Source organism: Ruegeria sp. O6 (genome assembly GCF_056535045.1).
In genome coordinates, this window is record NZ_JBQERM010000011.1 from 84,532 (window position 1) to 103,719 (window position 19,188).

Annotated in this window: 24 protein-coding genes; 11 read left to right on the plus strand and 13 right to left on the minus strand. The window is 56.7% G+C overall.

Annotated features, from left to right (window positions below):
* The first annotated feature begins 148 nt into the window (after window positions 1–148).
* Window positions 149–799 carry a hypothetical protein gene (locus ACR0DY_RS14530; RefSeq protein WP_480546516.1) on the plus strand — a complete coding sequence of 217 codons (651 nt, stop codon included), beginning with the start codon at window positions 149–151 and terminating at the stop codon, window positions 797–799.
* A gap of 58 nt (window positions 800–857) precedes the next feature.
* On the opposite strand, the gene parE is transcribed toward ACR0DY_RS14530, so the two are convergent.
* Window positions 858–2,816 (minus strand): DNA topoisomerase IV subunit B, encoded by a 1,959-nt coding sequence (parE, locus tag ACR0DY_RS14535; protein WP_480484212.1) that lies wholly within the window; start codon window positions 2,814–2,816, stop codon window positions 858–860.
* A gap of 152 nt (window positions 2,817–2,968) precedes the next feature.
* Here parE and ACR0DY_RS14540 point away from each other — a divergent pair, with 152 nt between their 5' ends.
* Entirely contained in the window at window positions 2,969–3,577 is a 609-nt protein-coding gene (locus ACR0DY_RS14540) for a carboxymuconolactone decarboxylase family protein (RefSeq protein WP_480484211.1), read from the plus strand.
* 70 nt (window positions 3,578–3,647) lie between these two features.
* On the opposite strand, the gene ACR0DY_RS14545 is transcribed toward ACR0DY_RS14540, so the two are convergent.
* Entirely contained in the window at window positions 3,648–4,526 is an 879-nt protein-coding gene (locus tag ACR0DY_RS14545; protein WP_480546518.1) for an alpha/beta fold hydrolase, read from the minus strand.
* Window positions 4,527–4,647: 121 nt separating this feature from the next.
* On the opposite strand from ACR0DY_RS14545, the gene ppk2 reads away from it, so the two are divergent.
* Together ppk2 and ACR0DY_RS14555 are read left to right on the plus strand one after the other, a co-directional pair.
* Window positions 4,648–5,571, plus strand: coding sequence for a polyphosphate kinase 2 (ppk2, locus tag ACR0DY_RS14550; protein ID WP_480546520.1), 924 nt, complete (start codon window positions 4,648–4,650; stop codon window positions 5,569–5,571).
* Window positions 5,572–5,678: 107 nt separating this feature from the next.
* Complete coding sequence (locus ACR0DY_RS14555; protein ID WP_480484274.1) at window positions 5,679–7,049, plus strand: MATE family efflux transporter; 1,371 nt, start codon at window positions 5,679–5,681, stop codon at window positions 7,047–7,049.
* On the opposite strand, the gene ACR0DY_RS14560 is transcribed toward ACR0DY_RS14555, so the two are convergent.
* Window positions 7,046–7,447 (minus strand): hypothetical protein, encoded by a 402-nt coding sequence (locus ACR0DY_RS14560; RefSeq protein ID WP_480473472.1) that lies wholly within the window; start codon window positions 7,445–7,447, stop codon window positions 7,046–7,048. The two genes, ACR0DY_RS14555 and ACR0DY_RS14560, sit on opposite strands and share 4 nt — an antisense overlap.
* A gap of 2 nt (window positions 7,448–7,449) precedes the next feature.
* A complete protein-coding gene (locus tag ACR0DY_RS14565) occupies window positions 7,450–8,652 on the minus strand; it encodes a pyridoxal phosphate-dependent aminotransferase (RefSeq protein WP_480898581.1) in 1,203 nt (400 codons plus the stop codon).
* A gap of 92 nt (window positions 8,653–8,744) precedes the next feature.
* Between ACR0DY_RS14565 and ACR0DY_RS14570 the strand changes: the two genes are divergently transcribed.
* The 3 genes from ACR0DY_RS14570 to ACR0DY_RS14580 all read left to right on the plus strand — a co-directional run bounded on the left by ACR0DY_RS14570 (window position 8,745) and on the right by ACR0DY_RS14580 (window position 9,967).
* Entirely contained in the window at window positions 8,745–9,137 is a 393-nt protein-coding gene (locus ACR0DY_RS14570) for a helix-turn-helix domain-containing protein (RefSeq protein ID WP_267366820.1), read from the plus strand.
* A 29-nt stretch (window positions 9,138–9,166) separates the two neighbouring features.
* Window positions 9,167–9,391: a succinate dehydrogenase assembly factor 2 gene (locus ACR0DY_RS14575; protein WP_480484273.1), complete on the plus strand. Its 225-nt coding sequence runs from the start codon at window positions 9,167–9,169 to the stop codon at window positions 9,389–9,391.
* 78 nt (window positions 9,392–9,469) lie between these two features.
* Window positions 9,470–9,967: a MarR family winged helix-turn-helix transcriptional regulator gene (locus ACR0DY_RS14580; protein ID WP_480484207.1), complete on the plus strand. Its 498-nt coding sequence runs from the start codon at window positions 9,470–9,472 to the stop codon at window positions 9,965–9,967.
* Here ACR0DY_RS14580 and ACR0DY_RS14585 read toward each other — a convergent pair whose 3' ends face one another.
* The 3 genes from ACR0DY_RS14585 to ACR0DY_RS14595 are packed head-to-tail and all read right to left on the minus strand — an operon-like array spanning window position 9,968 to window position 11,804.
* Window positions 9,968–10,681, minus strand: a complete 714-nt coding sequence (locus ACR0DY_RS14585; protein WP_480546526.1) for a DUF1194 domain-containing protein — start codon at window positions 10,679–10,681, stop codon at window positions 9,968–9,970.
* Window positions 10,678–11,379, minus strand: coding sequence for a DUF1194 domain-containing protein (locus ACR0DY_RS14590; protein WP_480898584.1), 702 nt, complete (start codon window positions 11,377–11,379; stop codon window positions 10,678–10,680). The genes ACR0DY_RS14585 and ACR0DY_RS14590 overlap by 4 nt, the downstream gene beginning before the upstream one ends.
* Window positions 11,376–11,804 carry a VOC family protein gene (locus ACR0DY_RS14595; RefSeq protein WP_267365400.1) on the minus strand — a complete coding sequence of 143 codons (429 nt, stop codon included), beginning with the start codon at window positions 11,802–11,804 and terminating at the stop codon, window positions 11,376–11,378. Before ACR0DY_RS14595 ends, ACR0DY_RS14590 begins: the two co-directional genes overlap by 4 nt.
* A gap of 176 nt (window positions 11,805–11,980) precedes the next feature.
* On the opposite strand from ACR0DY_RS14595, the gene thyX reads away from it, so the two are divergent.
* Window positions 11,981–12,889 (plus strand): FAD-dependent thymidylate synthase, encoded by a 909-nt coding sequence (gene thyX / locus ACR0DY_RS14600; RefSeq protein ID WP_480484204.1) that lies wholly within the window; start codon window positions 11,981–11,983, stop codon window positions 12,887–12,889.
* A gap of 61 nt (window positions 12,890–12,950) precedes the next feature.
* Window positions 12,951–13,259, plus strand: coding sequence for a hypothetical protein (locus ACR0DY_RS14605; RefSeq protein WP_480484203.1), 309 nt, complete (start codon window positions 12,951–12,953; stop codon window positions 13,257–13,259).
* Window positions 13,260–13,343: 84 nt separating this feature from the next.
* Here ACR0DY_RS14605 and ACR0DY_RS14610 read toward each other — a convergent pair whose 3' ends face one another.
* Window positions 13,344–13,550, minus strand: a complete 207-nt coding sequence (locus tag ACR0DY_RS14610; protein ID WP_008758035.1) for a cold-shock protein — start codon at window positions 13,548–13,550, stop codon at window positions 13,344–13,346.
* 214 nt (window positions 13,551–13,764) lie between these two features.
* Between ACR0DY_RS14610 and ACR0DY_RS14615 the strand changes: the two genes are divergently transcribed.
* Both ACR0DY_RS14615 and ACR0DY_RS14620 read left to right on the plus strand, forming a co-directional pair.
* Window positions 13,765–14,082 carry an ArsC/Spx/MgsR family protein gene (locus tag ACR0DY_RS14615; protein WP_480484202.1) on the plus strand — a complete coding sequence of 106 codons (318 nt, stop codon included), beginning with the start codon at window positions 13,765–13,767 and terminating at the stop codon, window positions 14,080–14,082.
* A 41-nt stretch (window positions 14,083–14,123) separates the two neighbouring features.
* Window positions 14,124–14,492, plus strand: coding sequence for a hypothetical protein (locus tag ACR0DY_RS14620; RefSeq protein ID WP_480484201.1), 369 nt, complete (start codon window positions 14,124–14,126; stop codon window positions 14,490–14,492).
* A 1-nt stretch (window position 14,493) separates the two neighbouring features.
* Here ACR0DY_RS14620 and ACR0DY_RS14625 read toward each other — a convergent pair whose 3' ends face one another.
* The 5 genes from ACR0DY_RS14625 to thrS all read right to left on the minus strand — a co-directional run bounded on the left by ACR0DY_RS14625 (window position 14,494) and on the right by thrS (window position 19,179).
* A complete protein-coding gene (locus tag ACR0DY_RS14625; RefSeq protein ID WP_267365394.1) occupies window positions 14,494–15,012 on the minus strand; it encodes a DoxX family protein in 519 nt (172 codons plus the stop codon).
* Window positions 15,009–15,770: an HvfC/BufC family peptide modification chaperone gene (locus ACR0DY_RS14630; RefSeq protein WP_480484200.1), complete on the minus strand. Its 762-nt coding sequence runs from the start codon at window positions 15,768–15,770 to the stop codon at window positions 15,009–15,011. The genes ACR0DY_RS14625 and ACR0DY_RS14630 overlap by 4 nt, the downstream gene beginning before the upstream one ends.
* Window positions 15,767–16,624 carry an MNIO family bufferin maturase gene (bufB, locus tag ACR0DY_RS14635; protein ID WP_480484199.1) on the minus strand — a complete coding sequence of 286 codons (858 nt, stop codon included), beginning with the start codon at window positions 16,622–16,624 and terminating at the stop codon, window positions 15,767–15,769. Before bufB ends, ACR0DY_RS14630 begins: the two co-directional genes overlap by 4 nt.
* Window positions 16,625–16,696: 72 nt before the next feature.
* Window positions 16,697–16,999, minus strand: coding sequence for a BufA1 family periplasmic bufferin-type metallophore (locus ACR0DY_RS14640; protein ID WP_209503410.1), 303 nt, complete (start codon window positions 16,997–16,999; stop codon window positions 16,697–16,699).
* Between the two features lie 221 nt (window positions 17,000–17,220).
* A complete protein-coding gene (thrS, locus tag ACR0DY_RS14645) occupies window positions 17,221–19,179 on the minus strand; it encodes a threonine--tRNA ligase (RefSeq protein ID WP_480484198.1) in 1,959 nt (652 codons plus the stop codon).
* Between the last annotated feature and the right edge of the window lie 9 nt (window positions 19,180–19,188).

Below are 19,188 nucleotides of genomic sequence, written 5' to 3' on the forward strand. Positions count from 1 at the left end.
CTGATCGGTGAGAGCACCCATCCTACGCGCGATGCGTAACGGCTCATTTTCTCTTGTTCCTTCGAGGTGAGGAAAACCCCACTTTCAAGAAGTCATTTAATAGGCACGGATATGTCTAAGGATTAGAAAGCGACAAGATCGATAACCAATGCTTGACCAAAGAAAAATGCGAGTCTTGCTTTCAATTGTTGCGCTAGTTGTCGGCTCTGCCTCGGTAAGGGCTGAGATTGGCGCATCGGAAATATGGTCGGAATGTCGACCAACGGCTTCTTGCGTGATCGAATACGATCATCTCTCCACTCAAGACGCCGAACCATTTCTATTTTTAGGTCGCGTTGTGGATAGTAATCATCCTCAGTGGAGGCAGTACCGAAAGGCTATCCGTAAGTTTCCTGATGTGCAAAGCTGTTTAACCAAAGAAGAACAGAAGAAAGAAAACCCAAACTTGCTAAAGCTGGATTGGGAAAGAGTTGGCTACGGACGTAACGCAGAGGTTTGCGTATATCGGATTTCGCGAAGTCTGGTTACGCTCGACAGAGTTCAAAGCTGGATGAGTTATCACGACTTCCGAGTACTGGGATACAGCAGATACAGAAGTGAAAAATTTGTTACTACTAGAACTAACCAGCCTGTCGGGAATGTCTCAGGCTATTGGACTGTAGCACAGTATAGGGAAAGAAATCCTACGCTATTGTGGCGTTTTTTTGAGTTTGACCTGATTTATAGCTACGGAATTGTCTTAGAAATTTCTGAAGAGTTCAAAGTAGTGGGAGCCCATGTCACCACGCCAACAAAATAGACTCACACAGTAGGCCTAAGCTATCGTCCAATACTCGGAGTGTTGAAGGCTTACTGCTTCAAACATCCAACTCCTCCACAAACCGCGCGTTCTCCTGAATGTACTGGAACCGCAGTTCGGGCTTCTTGCCCATCAGACGCTCGACCAGATCGCCGGTTTCGCCGGGTTCATCCTCGTCGATGGTGACCCGGATCAATTTCCGGGATTTGGGGTCCATCGTGGTCTCTTTCAGGTCCTTGGCGTCCATCTCGCCCAGACCCTTAAAGCGGGACACGTCGATCTTGCCCTTGCCGCCCAGACCTTTTTTCAGCCATTCGTCGCGCTCGGCCTCGTCCAGACAATAGACGCGTTTGGCGCCCTGAGTCAGGCGGTACAAAGGCGGGCAGGCCAGGTACAGGTGACCCGCGTCAATCATCGGGCGCATCTGGGTAAAGAAGAACGTCATCAGCAAGGACGCGATATGCGCCCCGTCCACATCCGCGTCGGTCATGATGATGACCTTGTCATAGCGTAGGTCGTCAACGTTGAACTTGGTGCCAAGCCCGACACCCAGCGCTTGGGTCAGGTCGTTGATCTCGGCATTGGTGCCCAGCTTGGAACTGGCCGCACCCAGCACGTTCAGGATCTTGCCGCGCAAGGGCAGCAGGGCCTGCGTTTTGCGGTCGCGACCCATCTTGGCCGAGCCACCCGCAGAATCGCCTTCGACGATGAATAATTCGGTGCCGTCGCGTGTTGAACTGGAACAGTCCACCAGCTTGCCGGGAAGACGAAGTTTCTTAGTGGCGGACTTGCGTTGTGTTTCCTTCTCGGCCCGACGGCGCAGACGTTCTTCGGCCCTCAGGATAAGGAAGTCGAGGATCGCGCCGGCGGATTTCGTATCAGCCGCCAGCCAGTTGTCGAAATGGTCGCGGACCGCGTTTTCGACCAGCCGCTGCGCCTCGACCGTGGCCAGACGGTCCTTGGTCTGGCCCACGAATTCCGGCTCGCGGATAAAGCACGACACCAGCGCGCATCCACCTGTCAGCAGGTCGTCGCGGGTGATCTGCGCGGCTTTCTTATTGTTGATCAACTCGCCATAGGCCTTGATCCCCTTGAGGATCGCAGCCCAGAAACCGGCCACATGGGTGCCGCCTTCGGGGGTGGGAACGGTGTTACAATAGGATTGGATGAACCCGTCACGCGACGGTGTCCAGTTGATCGCCCATTCGACCTTGCCGGGGGTGCCGAATTTCTCGTTGAAATCGACGGTGCCCGCAAAGGGTTGCTCGGCATAGGTGGACGAGCCGTTCATCGTCTCTTTCAGGTAATCCGACAGGCCGCCGGGAAAGTGGAACGAGGCCTCAAGCGGGGTTTCGCCGTCATCGATGGCGGTTTTCCAGCGGATTTCGACGCCCGAGAACAGATAGGCCTTGGAGCGGATGGACTTGAACAGCCGCGCGGGTTTGAACTTGTGATGGCCAAAGATGTCCGGGTCGGCGTGGAAGGTCACCGTTGTGCCGCGCCGGTTCGGGGCCGCGCCAACCTTTTCGACCGGGCCAAGCGGGATGCCGCGCGAGAAACGTTGTTCAAATAGCTGCTTGTCCCGCGCCACCTGCACGACCATCGAATCAGACAGCGCGTTCACCACCGACGCACCAACCCCGTGCAAGCCACCCGAGGTCTGGTAGGCCTTGCCCGAGAACTTGCCGCCCGCGTGCAGGGTACACAGGATCACCTCCAACGCGGACTTGCCCGGAAATTTTGGATGCGGGTCGATCGGGATACCGCGCCCGTTGTCACGGACGGTCAGGGCGTAGTCGGAATGCAGCTCGACCTCGATCCGGTTGGCAAAGCCTGCCACCGCCTCGTCCATCGAGTTGTCGAGGATCTCGGCCAACATATGGTGCAGCGCACGCTCATCCGTGCCGCCAATATACATGCCGGGGCGTTTGCGAACCGGTTCCAGCCCTTCGAGCACCTCGATCGAGGAGGCGTCATAGGTAGAAGTGGCGCTGGGCGTCAACAGATCTTCGGGCATGGGTGCTGCTCTTGTTTTTGGGTTTCCGCCATTATGGCAGGTGATGTGGTCCGGGGGAAGGGGGACGCGAGGTGTTGTGGATTTTCTGTCAAGCCGCTTGCAATCCGTGCAGATAACCAGTCCTTTGATCCCGGTAAAGCGGAGGTGAATAAATGAGCTGGATCAGAACCGTTCCGTTCGAAGACGCGACTGGAAAGTTGAAGAAACTCTACGAACGCGTGACCGGGCCGAACAATAACGTAGACAACATCATGATGGCACACAGCCTTCGCCCGCATTCGATGGAAGGCCATATGGCCATGTACAAGGCAGTGCTGCATCATTCGGGCAACAAGATACCGAAATGGTTTCTGGAAGTGCTGGGGGTTTGGGTCAGCTCACTGAACCGGTGCGGGTATTGCGTCGAGCATCACTTTGCAGGTCTTCAGCGCTTGCTGGGTGATACGGTGCGTGGCAACGCGATCAGGGCAGCGATTGAGGCGCGCGATCCCTCGGCTGCACCGCTGGATGCGGCGCAAATGGCTGCGATGGATTATGCTCGCAAGCTGACCGAAGCGCCGGGCGATCTGGTCGAGGCGGACGTCGCTGCCCTGCGCGACGCGGGGTGGGATGATGGCGAAATCCTCGAGATCAATCAGGTCTGCTCCTATTTTTCATATGCAAACCGGACGGTTCTGGGGCTTGGGTGCTCAACCGATGGTGATGAGTTGGGGTTGTCGCCGAACAACTCTGACAACCCTGACGACTGGGGGCACCGGTAAGGTGCTAAAGATGTCGTCGGCGCTGCGACAAAGGCTGCCTGGCTTGCCGTTGCGCGCGGGCGCGGCCTGATTACGTCAGGCCAGTCCATTCCAGAATGGCCTGCGCCACGGCCCGCGGGTTTTGATGATGCAACCAATGATCGGTCCCAGGGATCGTGACACGGGTGAGGTGGGTGGCAAACGCCTCCAGCCCCTCAGTGGCTTCTGGTAAAAGGGCTTTGTCATCCGGCCCCCAAATCAACAAGTGCGGACACCTGACATGCAACCGGTCGAGCGGCAGGTCGGGCAGGTCTGTCGCGGGGACACCGGGTTTGGCGACAACCAACGGAGAGGCTCTGTACCAATTCAGCATCGCCTGCAGCCGACCGGGTCGGGCCCATTCAGTGCTGTAGTCGGCCATGCGAGCTTCGGTCAACCAATCCAGCCCCATACCGTGGCGAAAGAACTGTTCCAGCATCGCAAAGTTGTTTTCGGACAGTTTTTGTGCGGCATCGGGTGCTCGCAGCAGATTGATATATTGCGAGGCTGTGGATTGTGCGCCACCCAATGCCATCGCGCGTTGAAACGGCACCGGATGTACTCCGTTTGCAATGATTAACCGATCAACGAGTTCCGGGCGGAACATGGCAACGCCATAAGCCACCGATGCGCCCCAGTCGTGACCCAGCAGCGCAACAGGCGCGCCGCTGGTTTCAATCAGTGCGGCCATGTCTGAGACCAGTTGCGACAGGGTATAGTTCTGCACCCCTTCGGGACACCAGCTTTGGCCATAACCGCGCTGGTCCGGAGCAATACAATAAAAGAGTTCTGCCAGATGAGGCGCAAGATCGGCCCAGGCACCGCTGTATTCGGGGAAACCATGCAGCATCAATAATGGTGGCGCGGCTTTGTCGCCCCATGTCCTGATGTGGAAAGAATGGCCGTTCAGCTTGAAAAAAGACGTCTGCATTGGAACAAGGGATCCGCGCTGGAAATCATGGGTTTTTGAGGCATCTATTTGACACCAATCAAAGCGCATTTCCGAGCTTTCTGCTAGCCACCCTTCAGGACAGTAGAAAAGGACAGGATGTATGGACGCCATCGCCACGACCAACGCAGAACCCACCCAGATCAAGACCACGCTCACCAAAGACACCGACCCTTCAGCGCCCAGCCCCGAGAAAATCCGGCAGGCGTTTGAAAGTGGGAAATACCCCTATGGCCGCAAAATGGCCCGGTCGGTGTATGAGACGCAAAAAGCCAATCTGCAGGCCGAGCTTTTGAAGGTTCAGCTGTGGGCGCAGGAAACGGGGCAGCGGTTTGTGTTGTTGTTCGAAGGGCGCGATGCGGCCGGCAAAGGGGGTACGATCAAGCGGTTCATGGAGCACCTGAACCCGCGTCAGGCCCGTGTCGTTGCATTGAACAAACCCACCTGGGAAGAGAAAGGCCAGTGGTACTACCAGCGCTACATTCAGGAGATGCCGACCGTAGGCGAAATGGTGTTCTATGACCGGTCCTGGTACAACCGTGCGGGTGTGGAACGGGTTATGGGGTTCTGCACACCCAACGAATATCTTGAGTTCATGCGGCAAACGCCCGAGTTGGAACGGATGCTGGTGCGCTCGGGCATTCAGCTATACAAATACTGGTTCTCGGTTACGCAGCAAGAACAGCAGCGCCGTTTCAAAAGCCGCGAAACCGACCCCTTGAAGCAATGGAAACTGTCGCCCATCGACAAGGCAAGCCTCAGCAAGTGGGACGACTATACCGAGGCGAAAGAAGCCATGTTCTTTTACACAGACACGGCTGACGCACCCTGGACGATTATCAAGTCAAATGACAAGAAACGCGCGCGCCTGAACTGTATGCGTCACTTCCTGTCCTCGCTGGATTACCCTGGCAAGGATCACGATATCGTGGGCGAGCCTGATCCGCTGATCGTAGGGCAGGCGCATCACGTTATTCACCGCTCCGAGCATATTCTGGGTACGGCTCTGCACCCCGACGCCCGCTGATTGCAAAGATGCCCGGCCACAGGAAACGTCCGGGCATCAAAGTCTCAATGTGAAATATTACCGATCCGCCCTTGTCCCGCGCCAAAGCCGCGCATATGGCTGGAGCGATGACAAAGGTGATGACATATCCGGCCCATTTTCGGGCTATTGCCGTTCTTGGCCTGCCACTGGTTGGCGGTCATCTGGCGCAATACGCAATCGGCTTGACCGACACCATCATGCTGGGTTGGTACGGGGTCGAGGCGTTGGCGGCCGTTACCTTGGCCAACAGTTATTATTTCGTGTTGTTTTTGTTTGGTGCGGGATTTGGATGGGCCGTCATGCCCATGGTTGCCACAGCGGCGGCGGAAGGGGATGAAACCAGCATTCGCCGCTCGACCCGGATGGGGCTATGGTTGTCGTTGCTGTATGCCGTGGTTGTCATGCCCTTGCTGTGGTGGTCCTATCCGATCCTGATCGCCATGAAACAGGAACCGCAAATTGCTGAAACCGCAGCCGAATATCTGCGAGTTGCCGGTTGGGGATTGTTTCCGGCCCTCATTGTGATGGTGTTGAAAAGCTATCTGGCGGCATTGGAGCGAACGCAGATTGTTTTGTGGATCACAATTGCGGCGGCGGCTGTGAACGGGCTGACCAATTATGCGCTGATCTTCGGCAACTGGGGTGCCCCCGAACTGGGCGTGACAGGGGCGGCAATCGCCTCGATCACGACACAAGTTGTTTCGCTGATCGCGGTTGTTATCTATGTGATCCGGACGTTGCCAGAGCACAGCCTATTCCAGCGGTTCTGGCGACCGGATTGGGAAATGTTTGCCAGCGTATGGAAGTTGGGTGTACCCATCGGCTTGACCACATTGGCCGAAGTTTCACTGTTCGCGACTTCTGCGGTGATGATGGGCTGGCTGGGTCAGGTCCCGCTGGCTGCGCATGGGATCGCCCTGAATCTGGCTTCTGCCACTTTCATGGTTCACCTGGGGTTATCAAATGCGGCGACCATCCGGGCTGGCAATGCGCTGGGTCGTCGGGACAGGGCGCATCTGGAAAAGGGTGCAATTTCCGTGACTGGTATGTCGCTGGTCATGTCGGTGGCAACCATCATTCTGTTCCTGACCTGCGCCGAGCCTTTGATTTCCCTGTTCATGGAAACAGATGACCCGCAGCGGGGCCAAATCCTGACTATCGGTACCGGATTGCTTGCCATGGCGGCTTTGTTTCAGCTGGTCGACGGCGCGCAGGTGATTGCGCTGGGCCTGCTGCGCGGGTTGCAGGATGCCAAGATCCCAATGGTCATGGCGGCGCTCAGCTATTGGGTCGTAGGGATTCCCGCGTCGTATTATTTCGGCTTTGTCCGTCATATGGACGGCATCGGCGTCTGGCTGGGCCTGGTGCTTGGTCTCGCCTTCGCAGCCGTGCTTCTCATGACCCGATTCTGGATGTATTCGGTACAGCAGATACAGGCATCGGCCGAGCCCGCCTAGTCTTTGTCCAGCCGATCTGCCTTTTTTCGCACCAGTACCGTACGCAGGTCGTGCATGGCCATCAATAACCTGTCTGTCACATCCTCCAGCTGCGTGTCGCTTGCCTTGGACTGTGCCCATTGCGTGGTCAGATTCAGATAGTCGACCGCGCGATGGATATCGTCAATGTCGCGCTGGGCCAGCAGGGCCCGGCGCTCTTCCATCCATTGGGCAATCTCGGCCTGATCCCGGTCTGACAACGTCCGCTGCCCGTGCGGCTTGACCTCGCCATTGCGGATATTGATGACGGCAATCTGGTCCATCTCGATCCGGCGCTGACGGTTTTCCGTATCGATCCGAAACACCGCAGCACCGTTTTCACGTATGCGAAAGTAATACTCAGGCAGTTCGGCGGACATGGTCACCTCAGAGAAGCACAAAAACGCTGGATGCGGCTGCAAGCTTCGGTCAGTGCCGCGTCGGACGTAGCATAGCTGACGCGGAAATTCGGCGACAGGCCAAAGGCGGCGCCAAATACAACGGCCACGTCGGCCTCTTCCAGAAGTGCGGTTGCAAAGGCTTCGTCGTCTACCAGAACTGTCCCGGCGGGCGTCGTCTTCCCGATCAATCCGGCGATAGACGGATAGACATAAAAGGCCCCTTCGGGTGTGGGGCAGGTGACGCCATCAATCTCGTTCAGCATCCGAACCACCAGATCGCGCCGGCGCCTGAATGTCTCGTTATTCGGGGCCAGAAAATCCTGAGTTCCGTTCAGGGCCTCGACGGCAGCCCACTGACTGACCGAGCAGGGGTTCGAGGTGGATTGCGACTGGATCTTGCGCATGGCCGCGATGATTTCGACCGGACCGGCAGCATAACCGATGCGCCAACCGGTCATGGCATAGGCTTTTGAAACCCCGTTGCAGGTGAGGGTTCGGTCAAATACGCCGGGTTCAACCTCGGCCGGGGTGCAGAACTCAAACCCGTCATAGGCCAGATGTTCGTACATGTCGTCCGACATGATCCAGACATGCGGATGACGCATCAGAACATCGGTCAGCGCCTTCAGTTCATCCCGACTGTACCCTGCGCCCGTTGGGTTCGAAGGCGAGTTAAAGATGAACCACTTTGTCTTGGGCGTGATGGCGGCTTCCAGTTGTTCTGGGGTCAGCTTGAAACTGTTTTCCAGCGTCGTCTCGACCACAACAGGGGTGCCACCGGCCAAAAGCACCATATCGGGGTAGCTGACCCAGTACGGTGCAGGGATGATCACCTCGTCGCCTTCATTCATCGTCGCCATCAGAGCATTGTACAGCGTTTGCTTGCCACCGGTCCCGACCGAGATCTGGGCCGGCGAATAGTCCAGCCCGTGGTCACGTTTCATCTTGGCACATGCCGCTTGTTTCAACTCGGGGATACCGTCCGGCGCGGTGTATTTGGTTTTGCCTGCTGCGATGGCCGCAACAGCGGCGTCTTTGATGTTCTGGGGCGTGTCAAAATCCGGCTCACCAGCGCTTAGGCCGATGACATCACGTCCGGCGGCCTTCAGCTCGGCTGCCTTGGCTGTCATGGCGATGGTGGGTGAAGGTTTGACGCGTGACAGTGTCGCAGACAGAAAACTCATGCTCGGCCTCGGTTTGTATGTTCAGCCCGACTGTCATAGGGTGCGTCCGAGTGACGATCAAGCAGTATAGACAATGTGAGATGGAGACCCGAATGAATGATGAAAACGACTGGTACGGTCCGGATTCTGCGACATTCGGAGACCGTCTGGCAGGCGCACGCGAAGCCGCGGGAATGACGCAGGCGCAACTGGCGCGGCGTCTTGGGGTCAAAAAGGCGACAATTTCAGATTGGGAAAACGATCTGTCCGAACCCCGGGCCAACAGGCTGTCAATGATGGCGGGCATGGTCAATGTCTCAATCATGTGGTTGTTGACCGGCGAGGGCGACGGCATGGATGCGCCCGTGGATGAGGGCGAAGGCGGTATGGAACTGTCCTCTGCCGTGGCCGAACTGCGCGCCATCCGTGCGGAAATGCGCGCCTGTTCTGAACGCGCAGCGCGTCTGGAAAAGAAAATGCGTCAGATGCTGGAGCAGAAGAATTGAGCGAACCCCGGGATGTGCGTATCAAGCGCATGCAAATGCGGTCGATGCGACGCGGCATCAAAGAGATGGACATTATCCTGTCCGCCTATGCGGGGGGCAATCTGGCCGACATGGATGCCGCCGGGCTGGATGTCTATGACGCGCTGTTGCATGAAAACGATCAGGACCTTTATCAATGGGTCACGGGGCAGGTGCAGCCTCCGGCGCGATTTGCCAGCCTGATTGCAGACATAGCGCAAACCTTTCAGAAATAAGGCAAAGTTCCGCTTAACCGATTTTTCGGATTTTCGGTTCATCGTGTGTCAAACAGCGCGACTGAATCGGAGGGTCGGATGAGTATGGAAATGCAGGTCTCCACACCAGAGACTAAGGGTTTCATAACCAGCTATCTTGAGGCGCTGGCCCTGGTGGAGCGACTGCACCGGTTGTTGCTGGATGTCATCAAGGACGAGTTTGAGCGCGTCGGCGTATTGGAAATCAATGCGGTTCAGGCGTTGTTGCTGTTCAATATCGGTGATCACGAAGTCACGGCAGGCGAACTGAAAAGCCGTGGGTACTATCAGGGCAGCAATGTCAGCTATAACCTCAAGAAACTGGTTGAGATGGGCTATATGCACCACCAAAGATGCGAGATTGATCGCCGTTCAGTTCGCGTACGCCTGACGCCGCAGGGCAGAGAAATCCGCAATATCGTGTCCAAGCTGTTTGCACGTCACGCCGAAGGCCTGCAAGGCAGGGGGGTGCTTGGGCTTGAAGGCATTGAGGATATCACAAGTTCGCTGCGTCGCGTTGAACGGTACTGGACGGATCAGATACGGTATATCTATTGATCAGTGGCGGGCGTCAGACAGGACAAGGCTGTCCAGCTCACGAAGAAGTTTGCGAGTCATGGCCTCTTCATACGCCTCAAAGCCCAGCGCCACTTCTACGAACGCGTTTGGCCCCAAAATGACCCAGGCAGAATAATAAGCTGAAAGTTCACCCACCTGAACATATCTCCGATCACCTTCCTTCGGATCGTCAGCGCCGATCACCAGCCCGTTAATCGTGATCCCGCCATGTCGTAAACTGGCTTTCACATCCCGTGGATGCGGTCCAAGGTTATGTTTACCATCCCCGGACAGATCCAGCGTACGGCGCCAGCATCCCCTTTGCTGATCAAGCAGGGAAGAGCCAAATAACATGGCCGACCCTAACGCCGTTCCTTGCGGAGCTGAACTGCGCGAGGTTCGGACCAAACGATCACTGATTGCGATCAGGTCGGCGGGGGATCGTACTTCTGTCCACTCCAACAGCATCCGTTCATGTCCCCGCTCGCTCCACTCGAAGATCGCCAGACGTAAGGAGGTTGCGCCGTCCGACAACATCAGCTGGCTGACTTCGGGGCGGCTCAGGGCCGACGCCAGCCCGTCCAGTTGCAGCCTGTATTCCCGGCTGTCGACCGAACCCGACACATCCAGCCCCAGCGCAAGGGCCTGACGGCACTCGCCAAAGGCAGGTCCTGATATAAGGCAAGCCAGAAAGACGACCACCTGACGTATCATGGGCCTTCATTCCGTAATGCACCGATTTGCAAACCGCTCAGTTCCCGTTTCAGTTTCTTTCGCATGGCGCGCTCGAAATCTTCAAACCCGGTCGCAACTTCCAAAAAGGCGCCGGGCCCGTGCAGGACATTATTTTCGAAGAAAGGGATCAGGAACAATTCTCCCTCGAAATCGGCTGCGTTGATCACAAGCCCATTCACGACAGTGTTTTGAAAGGGAAAGTGCCGATAGGCGATCTGCGGCCCATAGCCATCGTTGTTCGTGCCGTCGCCGGACAGGTCAATGGTTTGAAACAAGCATTGCGGCGCTTGCTCCATAAGGTTTGCACCGTATGCCAACGCATAGCCCATAGCTGTTGCCGATCCGCTGTCAGATCGGACGGATTGGCTGACCTGGCTGGCTGCGAACAGCAGATCACCAACGTCATCGATCATTGTCCAGTTCAGGACGACATTTTGGGTTGAGCGGCCACTCCACTCATATACCGCCAGGGCAACGGGCATCGGTGAAGAAAAGAAGGCCTCTTGCACTTCGGGTGCAATCAAGGCGGCGGCTAACCCCTGCCGTTGCAACACATCTTCAGCCTCATCGACTGAAACGGAAATATCCATCGCCAAGGCCAGCGCCAAGCGGCATTGCTCGGCCTTAACAGGGCTGGCCTGAACGACCAGCCCAAACGCTATCAGCCAACGGATCACCAGTGACCACTGCTCTCCATGCTGGCCCAGGGTTCGGCTGGTTCCAGTGCTTCTCCATTCTGCAAAAGCTCAACCGAGATGTTGTCGGGCGATCGAACAAAAGCCATGCGACCATCCCTTGGCGGGCGATTGATCGTAACGCCATTGTTCTGAAGATGTTGGCAAACCTCGTAGATATTGTCGACACCGTAGGCCAGATGGCCGAAGTGACGGCTGTCGGCTGGCAACGCGTCATCGCCGTCCCAGTTGTACGTCAACTCGATCGGCGCCTCTTCCTGTCCCGGAGGGGCCATGAAGATCAGAGAAAATCGCCCGGCTTCACTGTCATACCGACGTGTTTCTTTCAGACCCAGAAGCTCGTAAAATGCCATGGATTTTTCCAGATCCTTCACGCGGACCATGGTGTGAAGATATTTCAGCGCCATTTCGGCCATCCTTTTTCGACTCACATTGCCAAGAGCTTAGCGCTCCGCCTCGATGTGTCGATAGAGCCCTTGGCAGCAATTTGTTTTTTGCGCCCGCTGCGGCATATATCGCGGTTCCTGCGCCGGGATCGGCGATATATAGTAGCAGGCGACTCATTGCCAGAAAGGAAGATTCGATGCCGCTGTCCCCTGACCAACAGGCCGAGATCGACGCGCAACGCGCGCAATCGCATCCCACGCGTCGAGTTGTCTCGGCGGGAATGGAAGACCACCTGTACACGGCGCATCAGGTTCTGGATCATGGCTTTGTCCGCGTGATCGACTATATGGGGGACGATGCCGCCATCTGTCAGGCTGCGCGCGTTTCATATGGCACAGGCACCAAATCCGTTCAGAATGACGAGGGGTTGATCCGGTATCTGATGCGGCACTGGCATTCCACGCCATTCGAAATGTGCGAAGTCAAATTGCATGTGAAATTGCCTGTGTTCGTGGCGCGGCAGTGGATCCGGCACCGGACCGCCAATGTGAATGAATACTCGGCACGGTATTCAATTCTGGATCGCGAGTTCTATATCCCAGCCCCAGAACATGTGGCGGCACAGTCCGAAGTGAACAATCAGGGCCGTGGGGCAACGTTGGAAGGTGAAGAGGCCGCGCGCGTATTGGAAACCCTCAAGGCCGACAGCACGCGGTGCTATGACAATTACGAGTCCATGATCAGCCAGGACGGGCAGCAGGGGCTAGCACGTGAACTGGCCCGCATGAACCTACCCGCAAACGTTTATACGCAATGGTATTGGAAGGTGGATCTGCATAATCTGTTCCACTTCCTGCGCCTGCGGGCCGATCCGCATGCTCAGTATGAAATCCGCGTTTATGCCGAGGCGATGTGCAAGATCGTCGCTGATTGGGTGCCGTTTGCGTATAAGGCGTTCGAGGATTACCGGCTGGGTGCGGTGAACCTGTCTGCCCAGATGGTCGAAAGCCTGCAACGCATGCTGGCAGGAGAGGCGGTCACGCAAGAAAACTCGGGGATGACAGCGCGCGAATGGCGTGAGTTCGAGGCGATCATTCGCAAATAGAGCTGACGAGCTGCATAGCTTTTGTCTATACGTGTCGTCATGGAATTGTTACACTTGTTCCATGGCCCGCATTTTGCATTTTGCTCTGTTATGTCTGTTTTTTGGTCTCGCCTTGCCTGCGCAGGCCAAGTCCCCCATAGCTGAGGTTTTGTGCGAACCGACGCTCCGGTTGCACCAGAAACTGGAAAGGCAGTTCGGTGCGCGGCGCGTGGCATCGGGTGTTCGCGGGCCGGAACAGATTATGGAAGTCTGGGCAAGTCAGCACGGGGACTGGACCATGGTTGTCACCTACGCGACAGGCACATCCTGCATCGTTGCCATGGGCGAAAACTGGAATACCCACGCCGACGCCAAGCCCGCGCGAGGGTAATGGAACGAAACCGGTGGGGGATGGATAACGGCCGGAAATTGGCCGTCATCCTTAATGATCAACCGCGTGTTTAGCGGGATGTCGTTACAGTGGTTTCAAATCAGCTGCCATTTGGCGGCCGTCGCGTCCGTCCTGCAACTCGTACGAAACTTTTTGGTTGTCTGCGAGTCCGGTGAGGCCGGACCGTTCTACGGCCGAGATATGTACAAACACATCTTTGCCCCCTTCGTCAGGGGCAATAAATCCATAGCCTTTAGTGGTATTGAACCATTTCACGGTGCCGGTTGGCATGTCCCGTGTCTCCTTCTACTTACGCATTGTCCCACAAATTGGTGGGGGCTGTGGTCAGCGTCACCACGAAAAAGTTGTTTTGGCACTGGCTGAACAGTCCAATTCGTGTGTTTCGCCTTTTTCAACATTGCACGGTGAAGTAAAAAATCAAGAATAACCGCAAGAAGCGGGCAAGATTGCTTAAAATCAAAGCATGGGCAGGAGCGTCAAAGACATGCAGCTTTATGGATTGAAAAACTGTGACACCTGTCGCAAGGCATTGAAATCGCTGCCAGACGTCAAATTTTCTGATGTACGCAGCGACGGTGTGCCGGGTTCGGTGCTGTCACGGGCCTTTGCCGAGTTCGGCAATGACTTGCTTAATACCAGATCGACGACATGGCGCGGATTGGACGAAACCCAGCGTGCCAAGCCCCCTTTGGAGCTTTTGAAAGAGCACCCGACCCTGATGAAACGCCCATTGATCGAAGTCGATGGCAGGCTGTTGTTGGGTTGGACAGCTGAAACCCGTGCTCAGCTTGGCATTTCCTGAACGGGTGCTTATCTGCGTGAAAGCTACAATGAGGGTTTTCAATGCGTAATGCCGCAATGTTATTGGGTGTAATCGCCGGGTTGATCGGAATGATCGTCGGGTTCTTCGGCTATGCAAAGGTGGTCGTGGTTGACCATGTCGGCGAGATTGACGGAGTTCTAAGCCAGGTCGACAATCCTGATCTGGTGCAAGCCATTTCGATTATCGCGCCCTTGCTGGCAATCGCGGGCGGGGCCATGGCACCAGCGCGCGCGTTGATTGGCGGGGTCTTGTTGCTGGGGTCAGCGGCTGCGATGTACTACGCCTTTGGTTTTGGTGTTTTCACCATGTTCCCGATCACATTTGCCGGGATCGCCGGGATACTTGGGCTGGCCGCGGGAAAACCGGACCAGCCCAAGGCACATTTCTGAGTTACTTAAGGCGAAGGATCCGGTCGAGCGAGATCGGCCCTGCGCCGTTGATGACGATCACCAGCATCAGGAAGGTCCACATCGTGCGCTGATCCATCAGGGACGGCGCCGCGTCGAACAGGCTGCCCAGTTTCACGCCATGGCCGGTGACGTCGACAAGAGTCTGCACCCAGATGAAACCGATCATGCCCAAAGCCGCCAAACGCGAGAACAGCCCAACCAGTAGAAGTGCCGGGAGCACAAATTCGGCAACCGTTCCCATGAAGATGACGATGCGTTGGAAGAACGTCATTTGGGACACGTCATACAGAACAGCCTCCGCCGCTTTGGGGAATATCTGACCAAATGCACCTGCCGAAGGCGAAAAGATCGATCCGTCGATCTTCAGCATGGCTGAGTTCCAGTAATAAACCAGAAGAACCGCAACAAAGACCAGCCGTGCCAGCGTAGGGGTCAACCAGCCAGAGGCAAGGTCCAGTTTTCCCATGGTGTTATTGTAGGTTGAGATCAAAGCAGTCATGTCTCGGGCCTTTCGATAGTCACAGAGGTTATTGCACCGCCCTGCAACAGCAGTGCCAGAGTGGTTCCAAGATCAAATTCAGGCAGTTTGGCAGTCGTTTTTTCATATGCGTCACCGATTGTGTCGCCGTTCTGCATACAGGCGATCCAGTCTGCACCACCCGCCGGAAGTGGATTGGGTGTGGGATCGAACTCGGCGCGTGTGATCAACACGTCCTCTGCACCGGCATTCGGTTTCGGTGCGTTCTCTTCGCTGTTAAATCGCCAGATCGCGAAAATTGGCCAATCCGAGCGGATCACCTGCATGGCCGGTGCAAACTGCAACCGGGCCTGCATGACCTGTTCGGGTTCGACGGCTAGAACATCTGCCGGTGCAGGTTCGCTGTCGGCGGCGTGGTAGGACTTGCGCAAGGCAATCTCCAACCGGGCCACGTCCGGCAGGTATCCAAGATGGGCAAGTTGGGGCATTCCTGCCAGAAAATCAGGAAACGCCTCGCCATAAAACATCATCAGCGGAGAGGAGGGCGGGTGCTGACGCAGGAAAATCCCGGCCAACCCATCCATGTTCTGCGCCCCTAGCAATTTGGCAATCACAGGAAACGCCTGATGCATCGCTTCGGTCAGCGACACCGCAACGTTGTTGCGGTAAACGCTGAATCTGCGACCGGCCGGTCGCGCACCGCCGTCCAGCAATCCACCGGGAACGGGCGCTGACGCATCCATCATGGCCGCGCGGAATTCAGATTGAGAAACGCTCATACCGGTATCCGGTCCAATGCGGTTTGCGCGCGAATGGCCTCATCCCGCAGAACGGGCCAATCAGGCACATCAGTGTCCCATTCGATCAGAACGGGTTTTGGCCCCGAACGCTCCAGCACATAATCCAGCAGGGCCCACACCGGATCGACCACTTCACGTCCGTGACTGTCGATTAGCAGCGGATGACCGTGATCGTCTTCATCCTCATCATGGCCGCCAAGGTGGATTTCCGACACCTTTTCAATCGGATAGGCGTCAATATAGCCTTGTGGTGAGAAATCCAGATTGGTCGCCGAGACAAAGACATTGTTTACGTCCAGCAACAAGCCGCAACCGGTGCGCTTGGCAATCTCCCTCAGGAAATCAGGTTCGGACCAGGTGCTTTCCTCGAAGGCCAGATAGCTGGACGGGTTTTCCAGCAGCATCTGACGCCCGACGGTGTCCTGCACCTGATCGATATGTTCACAAACCCGCGTAAGAGTTTCGTCGGTATAGGGCAGGGGCAGCAGATCGTTGTAGAAATGGCTGTCATGGGTAGACCAGGCCAAATGTTCGGAAAAGCTTGCAGGGTTCAGCCAGCCGACCAGGTGTTTCAACCGGGCCAAATGATCGGAGTCCAGCGCGCCTTCACCACCAATGGACAGGCCAACGCCATGGACCGAGATTGGGAACTTTTCGGAAAGGTGGCGCAGTTGCGCCAAGGGTCGCCCGCCGTCGCCCATATAATTCTCGGCATGGATTTCCAACCATGCGACGGGCTGTGCGTGTTCAAGTATCTGAGCGAAGTGTTGCGGCTTGTAACCAACGCCCGGCGCTGCGGGCAGGCGGTTTGACCGGCAGGTGTCATCCAACATGGGCCAGTTCCTTGATCACGAAAGGGAAAGGGCGGGCGATGGTGCCCGCCCCTTGAAATCGTCAGGCCAGTCTTATGCCGGCAGGTCGCGGTCCAGTGCTTCCAGCGAACCTTTGCGCGGTGTGCCGTTTGCTTCCGCAGGCAATTCGATGTCGGCGCAGGTGCCTGCGTCAACCAAGGTCCATGCGTTGCCCTGATAATCAACGGTCGAGGTGCCCGCGCAGGTGGTGCCGGGGCCTGCGGCACAGTCGTTCTGACCGGCCAGCGATACGCCATAGCACTTTTCTTTTGCCTGTGCGCTTGCTGTGGTTGCGACACCCGATACGGCGGCTGCGACTGCGGTTGCGATAACCAGGGACTTAGCTGTGTTCGACATCTCGGTAATCCTCTTGATGACTGGGTATGTCTGCTTGTGACAATGACAAAGGTAGTGGCTTGGTGGGCAGAGTTGAATTCACGAGCCCGTGTCTCACAAGCGCGTCATGGGGCGGCCTGCCCCCTTGCAGCGTAATACACTGTTTTTGATGAAGAAAGGGTGAAATGTTACAATCCGACCCCTTAGTAGGGGTCGGATTTTTTTGGAAATGGTGCTGTTTGTTACAGCAGATCTGGCGGGGTGGCGGCGTGTGCCAGCTCTTTTGTTACAACATCAAGCGGTTGTACCTGGGTCTGTTTTTCACCCAGTCGCCGCACGCTTACGGTGCGTTCGTCAACTTCGCGGTGACCGACGGCCAGAATTACAGGTACTTTGCCGACCGAATGCTCACGGACCTTATAGTTGATCTTTTCATTGCGGATGTCGGCCTCGGCCCGCACACCCGCAGCACGCAGGGTTTCGACCACTTCGGTGACATAGTCGTCCGCGTCGGACGTGATGGACGCGACGACGACCTGACGCGGGGCCAGCCAGAACGGCAATTTGCCTGCGTGTTCCTCGATCAAGATACCGATGAAGCGTTCGAACGAACCAAGTGTTGCGCGGTGCAGCATGACCGGGCGGTGCTTGGCCCCGTCGGCGCCGATATAGGTGGCATCCAGCCGTTCGGGCAGAACGAAATCGACCTGGAAGGTGCCGCATTGCCAGTCACGCCCGATGGCGTCCGTCAGCACGAATTCCAGTTTCGGACCATAGAATGCACCTTCGCCCGGGTTCAGTTCCGGTTCGATCCCGGCGGCACGGGTGGCGGACAAAAGCGCCGCTTCGGCCTTGTCCCAGACATCGTCCGATCCGGCGCGGGTTTCGGGACGGTCTGAGAACTTCACCGAAAAATCCTCGAATCCCAGATCCTTGTAGATCACACTGAGGAAACGGATGAATTCGGCGGTCTCCGCCTCGATCTGTTCTTCGGTTGAAAAGATGTGGGCGTCGTCCTGCGTGAACCCACGCACCCGCATGATGCCATGCAACGCGCCAGAGGGTTCGTACCGGTTGCACGACCCGAACTCGGCCATGCGCAGCGGCAGGTCGCGATAGGATTTCAGGCCTTGCTTGAAAATCTCGACATGGCAGGGGCAGTTCATCGGTTTGAGCGCGTTAACGGCCTTTTCACGGGCATGTTCCTCGTCCACTTCGACGATGAACATGTTCTCCTGATACTTGTCCCAGTGGCCTGAACGTTCCCACAGTTTGCGGTCAACGACTTGCGGCGTGTTTACCTCGACATACCCACCCTTGCGCTGCTGACGGCGCATGTAATCCTGCAACTGGGTGTAGATGGACCAGCCATTGGGGTGCCAGAAGATCTGACCGGGGGCTTCTTCCTGCATGTGAAACAGGTCCATCTCGCGGCCCAGTTTGCGGTGGTCGCGCTTTGCGGCCTCTTCCAGCATATGCAGGTGGTCTTTCAGCTTTTCCTTGCCGGTGAAGGCCACGCCGTAGATGCGTTGCAGCATCGCGCGGTTGCTGTCGCCGCGCCAATAGGCACCGGCGATAGACATCAGCTTGAACGCATCACCGGGAACCTGACCGGTATGTTGCAGATGCGGACCGCGGCACAAATCCTGCCAGTGGCCGTGCCAGTACATGCGCAACGGTTCATCCCCGGGAATGGCTTCGATCAGCTCAACCTTGTAGGGCTCGTTATTGGCCTTGTAGAACTCGATGGCCCGCTCGCGGTCCCAAACCTCGGTGGTGACAGGATCGCGCTTGTTGATGATCTCTTTCATCTTTTTCTCGATGAGGCCAAGATCTTCGGGCGTGAACGGTTCTTCCCGGTCGAAGTCATAATACCAGCCGTTTTCGATAACGGGGCCGATGGTGACCTTGGTCGCAGGCCAGATTTCCTGCACGGCGCGGGCCATGATGTGGGCCAGATCGTGGCGGATCAGCTCGTTGGCCTGGACGTCATCCTTCATGGTGTGGATGGCAATCTGTGCATCGGCTTCGATGGGCCATTGCAGGTCCCAGTGTTTGCCGTCAACGGTGGCTGAGATGGCCTTTTTGGCCAGCGAACTTGAAATATCGGCAGCCACCTGCGCAGGCGTAACCCCTGCGTCATAGGAACGTGCGTTGCCATCTGGGAAAGTGAGAGAGACGGATTTTGAATCCAGGGCCATGTCGGCTCT

Coding starts and splice junctions, on each gene's coding strand:
- ACR0DY_RS14530 (WP_480546516.1), top strand. CDS start 149: ATGCTTGACCAAAGAAAAATGCGAGTCTTGCTTTCAATTGTTGCGCTA.
- parE (WP_480484212.1), bottom strand. CDS start 2,816: ATGCCCGAAGATCTGTTGACGCCCAGCGCCACTTCTACCTATGACGCC.
- ACR0DY_RS14540 (WP_480484211.1), top strand. CDS start 2,969: ATGAGCTGGATCAGAACCGTTCCGTTCGAAGACGCGACTGGAAAGTTG.
- ACR0DY_RS14545 (WP_480546518.1), bottom strand. CDS start 4,526: ATGCAGACGTCTTTTTTCAAGCTGAACGGCCATTCTTTCCACATCAGG.
- ppk2 (WP_480546520.1), top strand. CDS start 4,648: ATGGACGCCATCGCCACGACCAACGCAGAACCCACCCAGATCAAGACC.
- ACR0DY_RS14555 (WP_480484274.1), top strand. CDS start 5,679: ATGACAAAGGTGATGACATATCCGGCCCATTTTCGGGCTATTGCCGTT.
- ACR0DY_RS14560 (WP_480473472.1), bottom strand. CDS start 7,447: ATGTCCGCCGAACTGCCTGAGTATTACTTTCGCATACGTGAAAACGGT.
- ACR0DY_RS14565 (WP_480898581.1), bottom strand. CDS start 8,652: ATGAGTTTTCTGTCTGCGACACTGTCACGCGTCAAACCTTCACCCACC.
- ACR0DY_RS14570 (WP_267366820.1), top strand. CDS start 8,745: ATGAATGATGAAAACGACTGGTACGGTCCGGATTCTGCGACATTCGGA.
- ACR0DY_RS14575 (WP_480484273.1), top strand. CDS start 9,167: ATGCAAATGCGGTCGATGCGACGCGGCATCAAAGAGATGGACATTATC.
- ACR0DY_RS14580 (WP_480484207.1), top strand. CDS start 9,470: ATGAGTATGGAAATGCAGGTCTCCACACCAGAGACTAAGGGTTTCATA.
- ACR0DY_RS14585 (WP_480546526.1), bottom strand. CDS start 10,681: ATGATACGTCAGGTGGTCGTCTTTCTGGCTTGCCTTATATCAGGACCT.
- ACR0DY_RS14595 (WP_267365400.1), bottom strand. CDS start 11,804: ATGGCGCTGAAATATCTTCACACCATGGTCCGCGTGAAGGATCTGGAA.
- thyX (WP_480484204.1), top strand. CDS start 11,981: ATGCCGCTGTCCCCTGACCAACAGGCCGAGATCGACGCGCAACGCGCG.
- ACR0DY_RS14605 (WP_480484203.1), top strand. CDS start 12,951: ATGGCCCGCATTTTGCATTTTGCTCTGTTATGTCTGTTTTTTGGTCTC.
- ACR0DY_RS14610 (WP_008758035.1), bottom strand. CDS start 13,550: ATGCCAACCGGCACCGTGAAATGGTTCAATACCACTAAAGGCTATGGA.
- ACR0DY_RS14615 (WP_480484202.1), top strand. CDS start 13,765: ATGCAGCTTTATGGATTGAAAAACTGTGACACCTGTCGCAAGGCATTG.
- ACR0DY_RS14620 (WP_480484201.1), top strand. CDS start 14,124: ATGCGTAATGCCGCAATGTTATTGGGTGTAATCGCCGGGTTGATCGGA.
- ACR0DY_RS14625 (WP_267365394.1), bottom strand. CDS start 15,012: ATGACTGCTTTGATCTCAACCTACAATAACACCATGGGAAAACTGGAC.
- ACR0DY_RS14630 (WP_480484200.1), bottom strand. CDS start 15,770: ATGAGCGTTTCTCAATCTGAATTCCGCGCGGCCATGATGGATGCGTCA.
- bufB (WP_480484199.1), bottom strand. CDS start 16,624: ATGTTGGATGACACCTGCCGGTCAAACCGCCTGCCCGCAGCGCCGGGC.
- ACR0DY_RS14640 (WP_209503410.1), bottom strand. CDS start 16,999: ATGTCGAACACAGCTAAGTCCCTGGTTATCGCAACCGCAGTCGCAGCC.
- thrS (WP_480484198.1), bottom strand. CDS start 19,179: ATGGCCCTGGATTCAAAATCCGTCTCTCTCACTTTCCCAGATGGCAAC.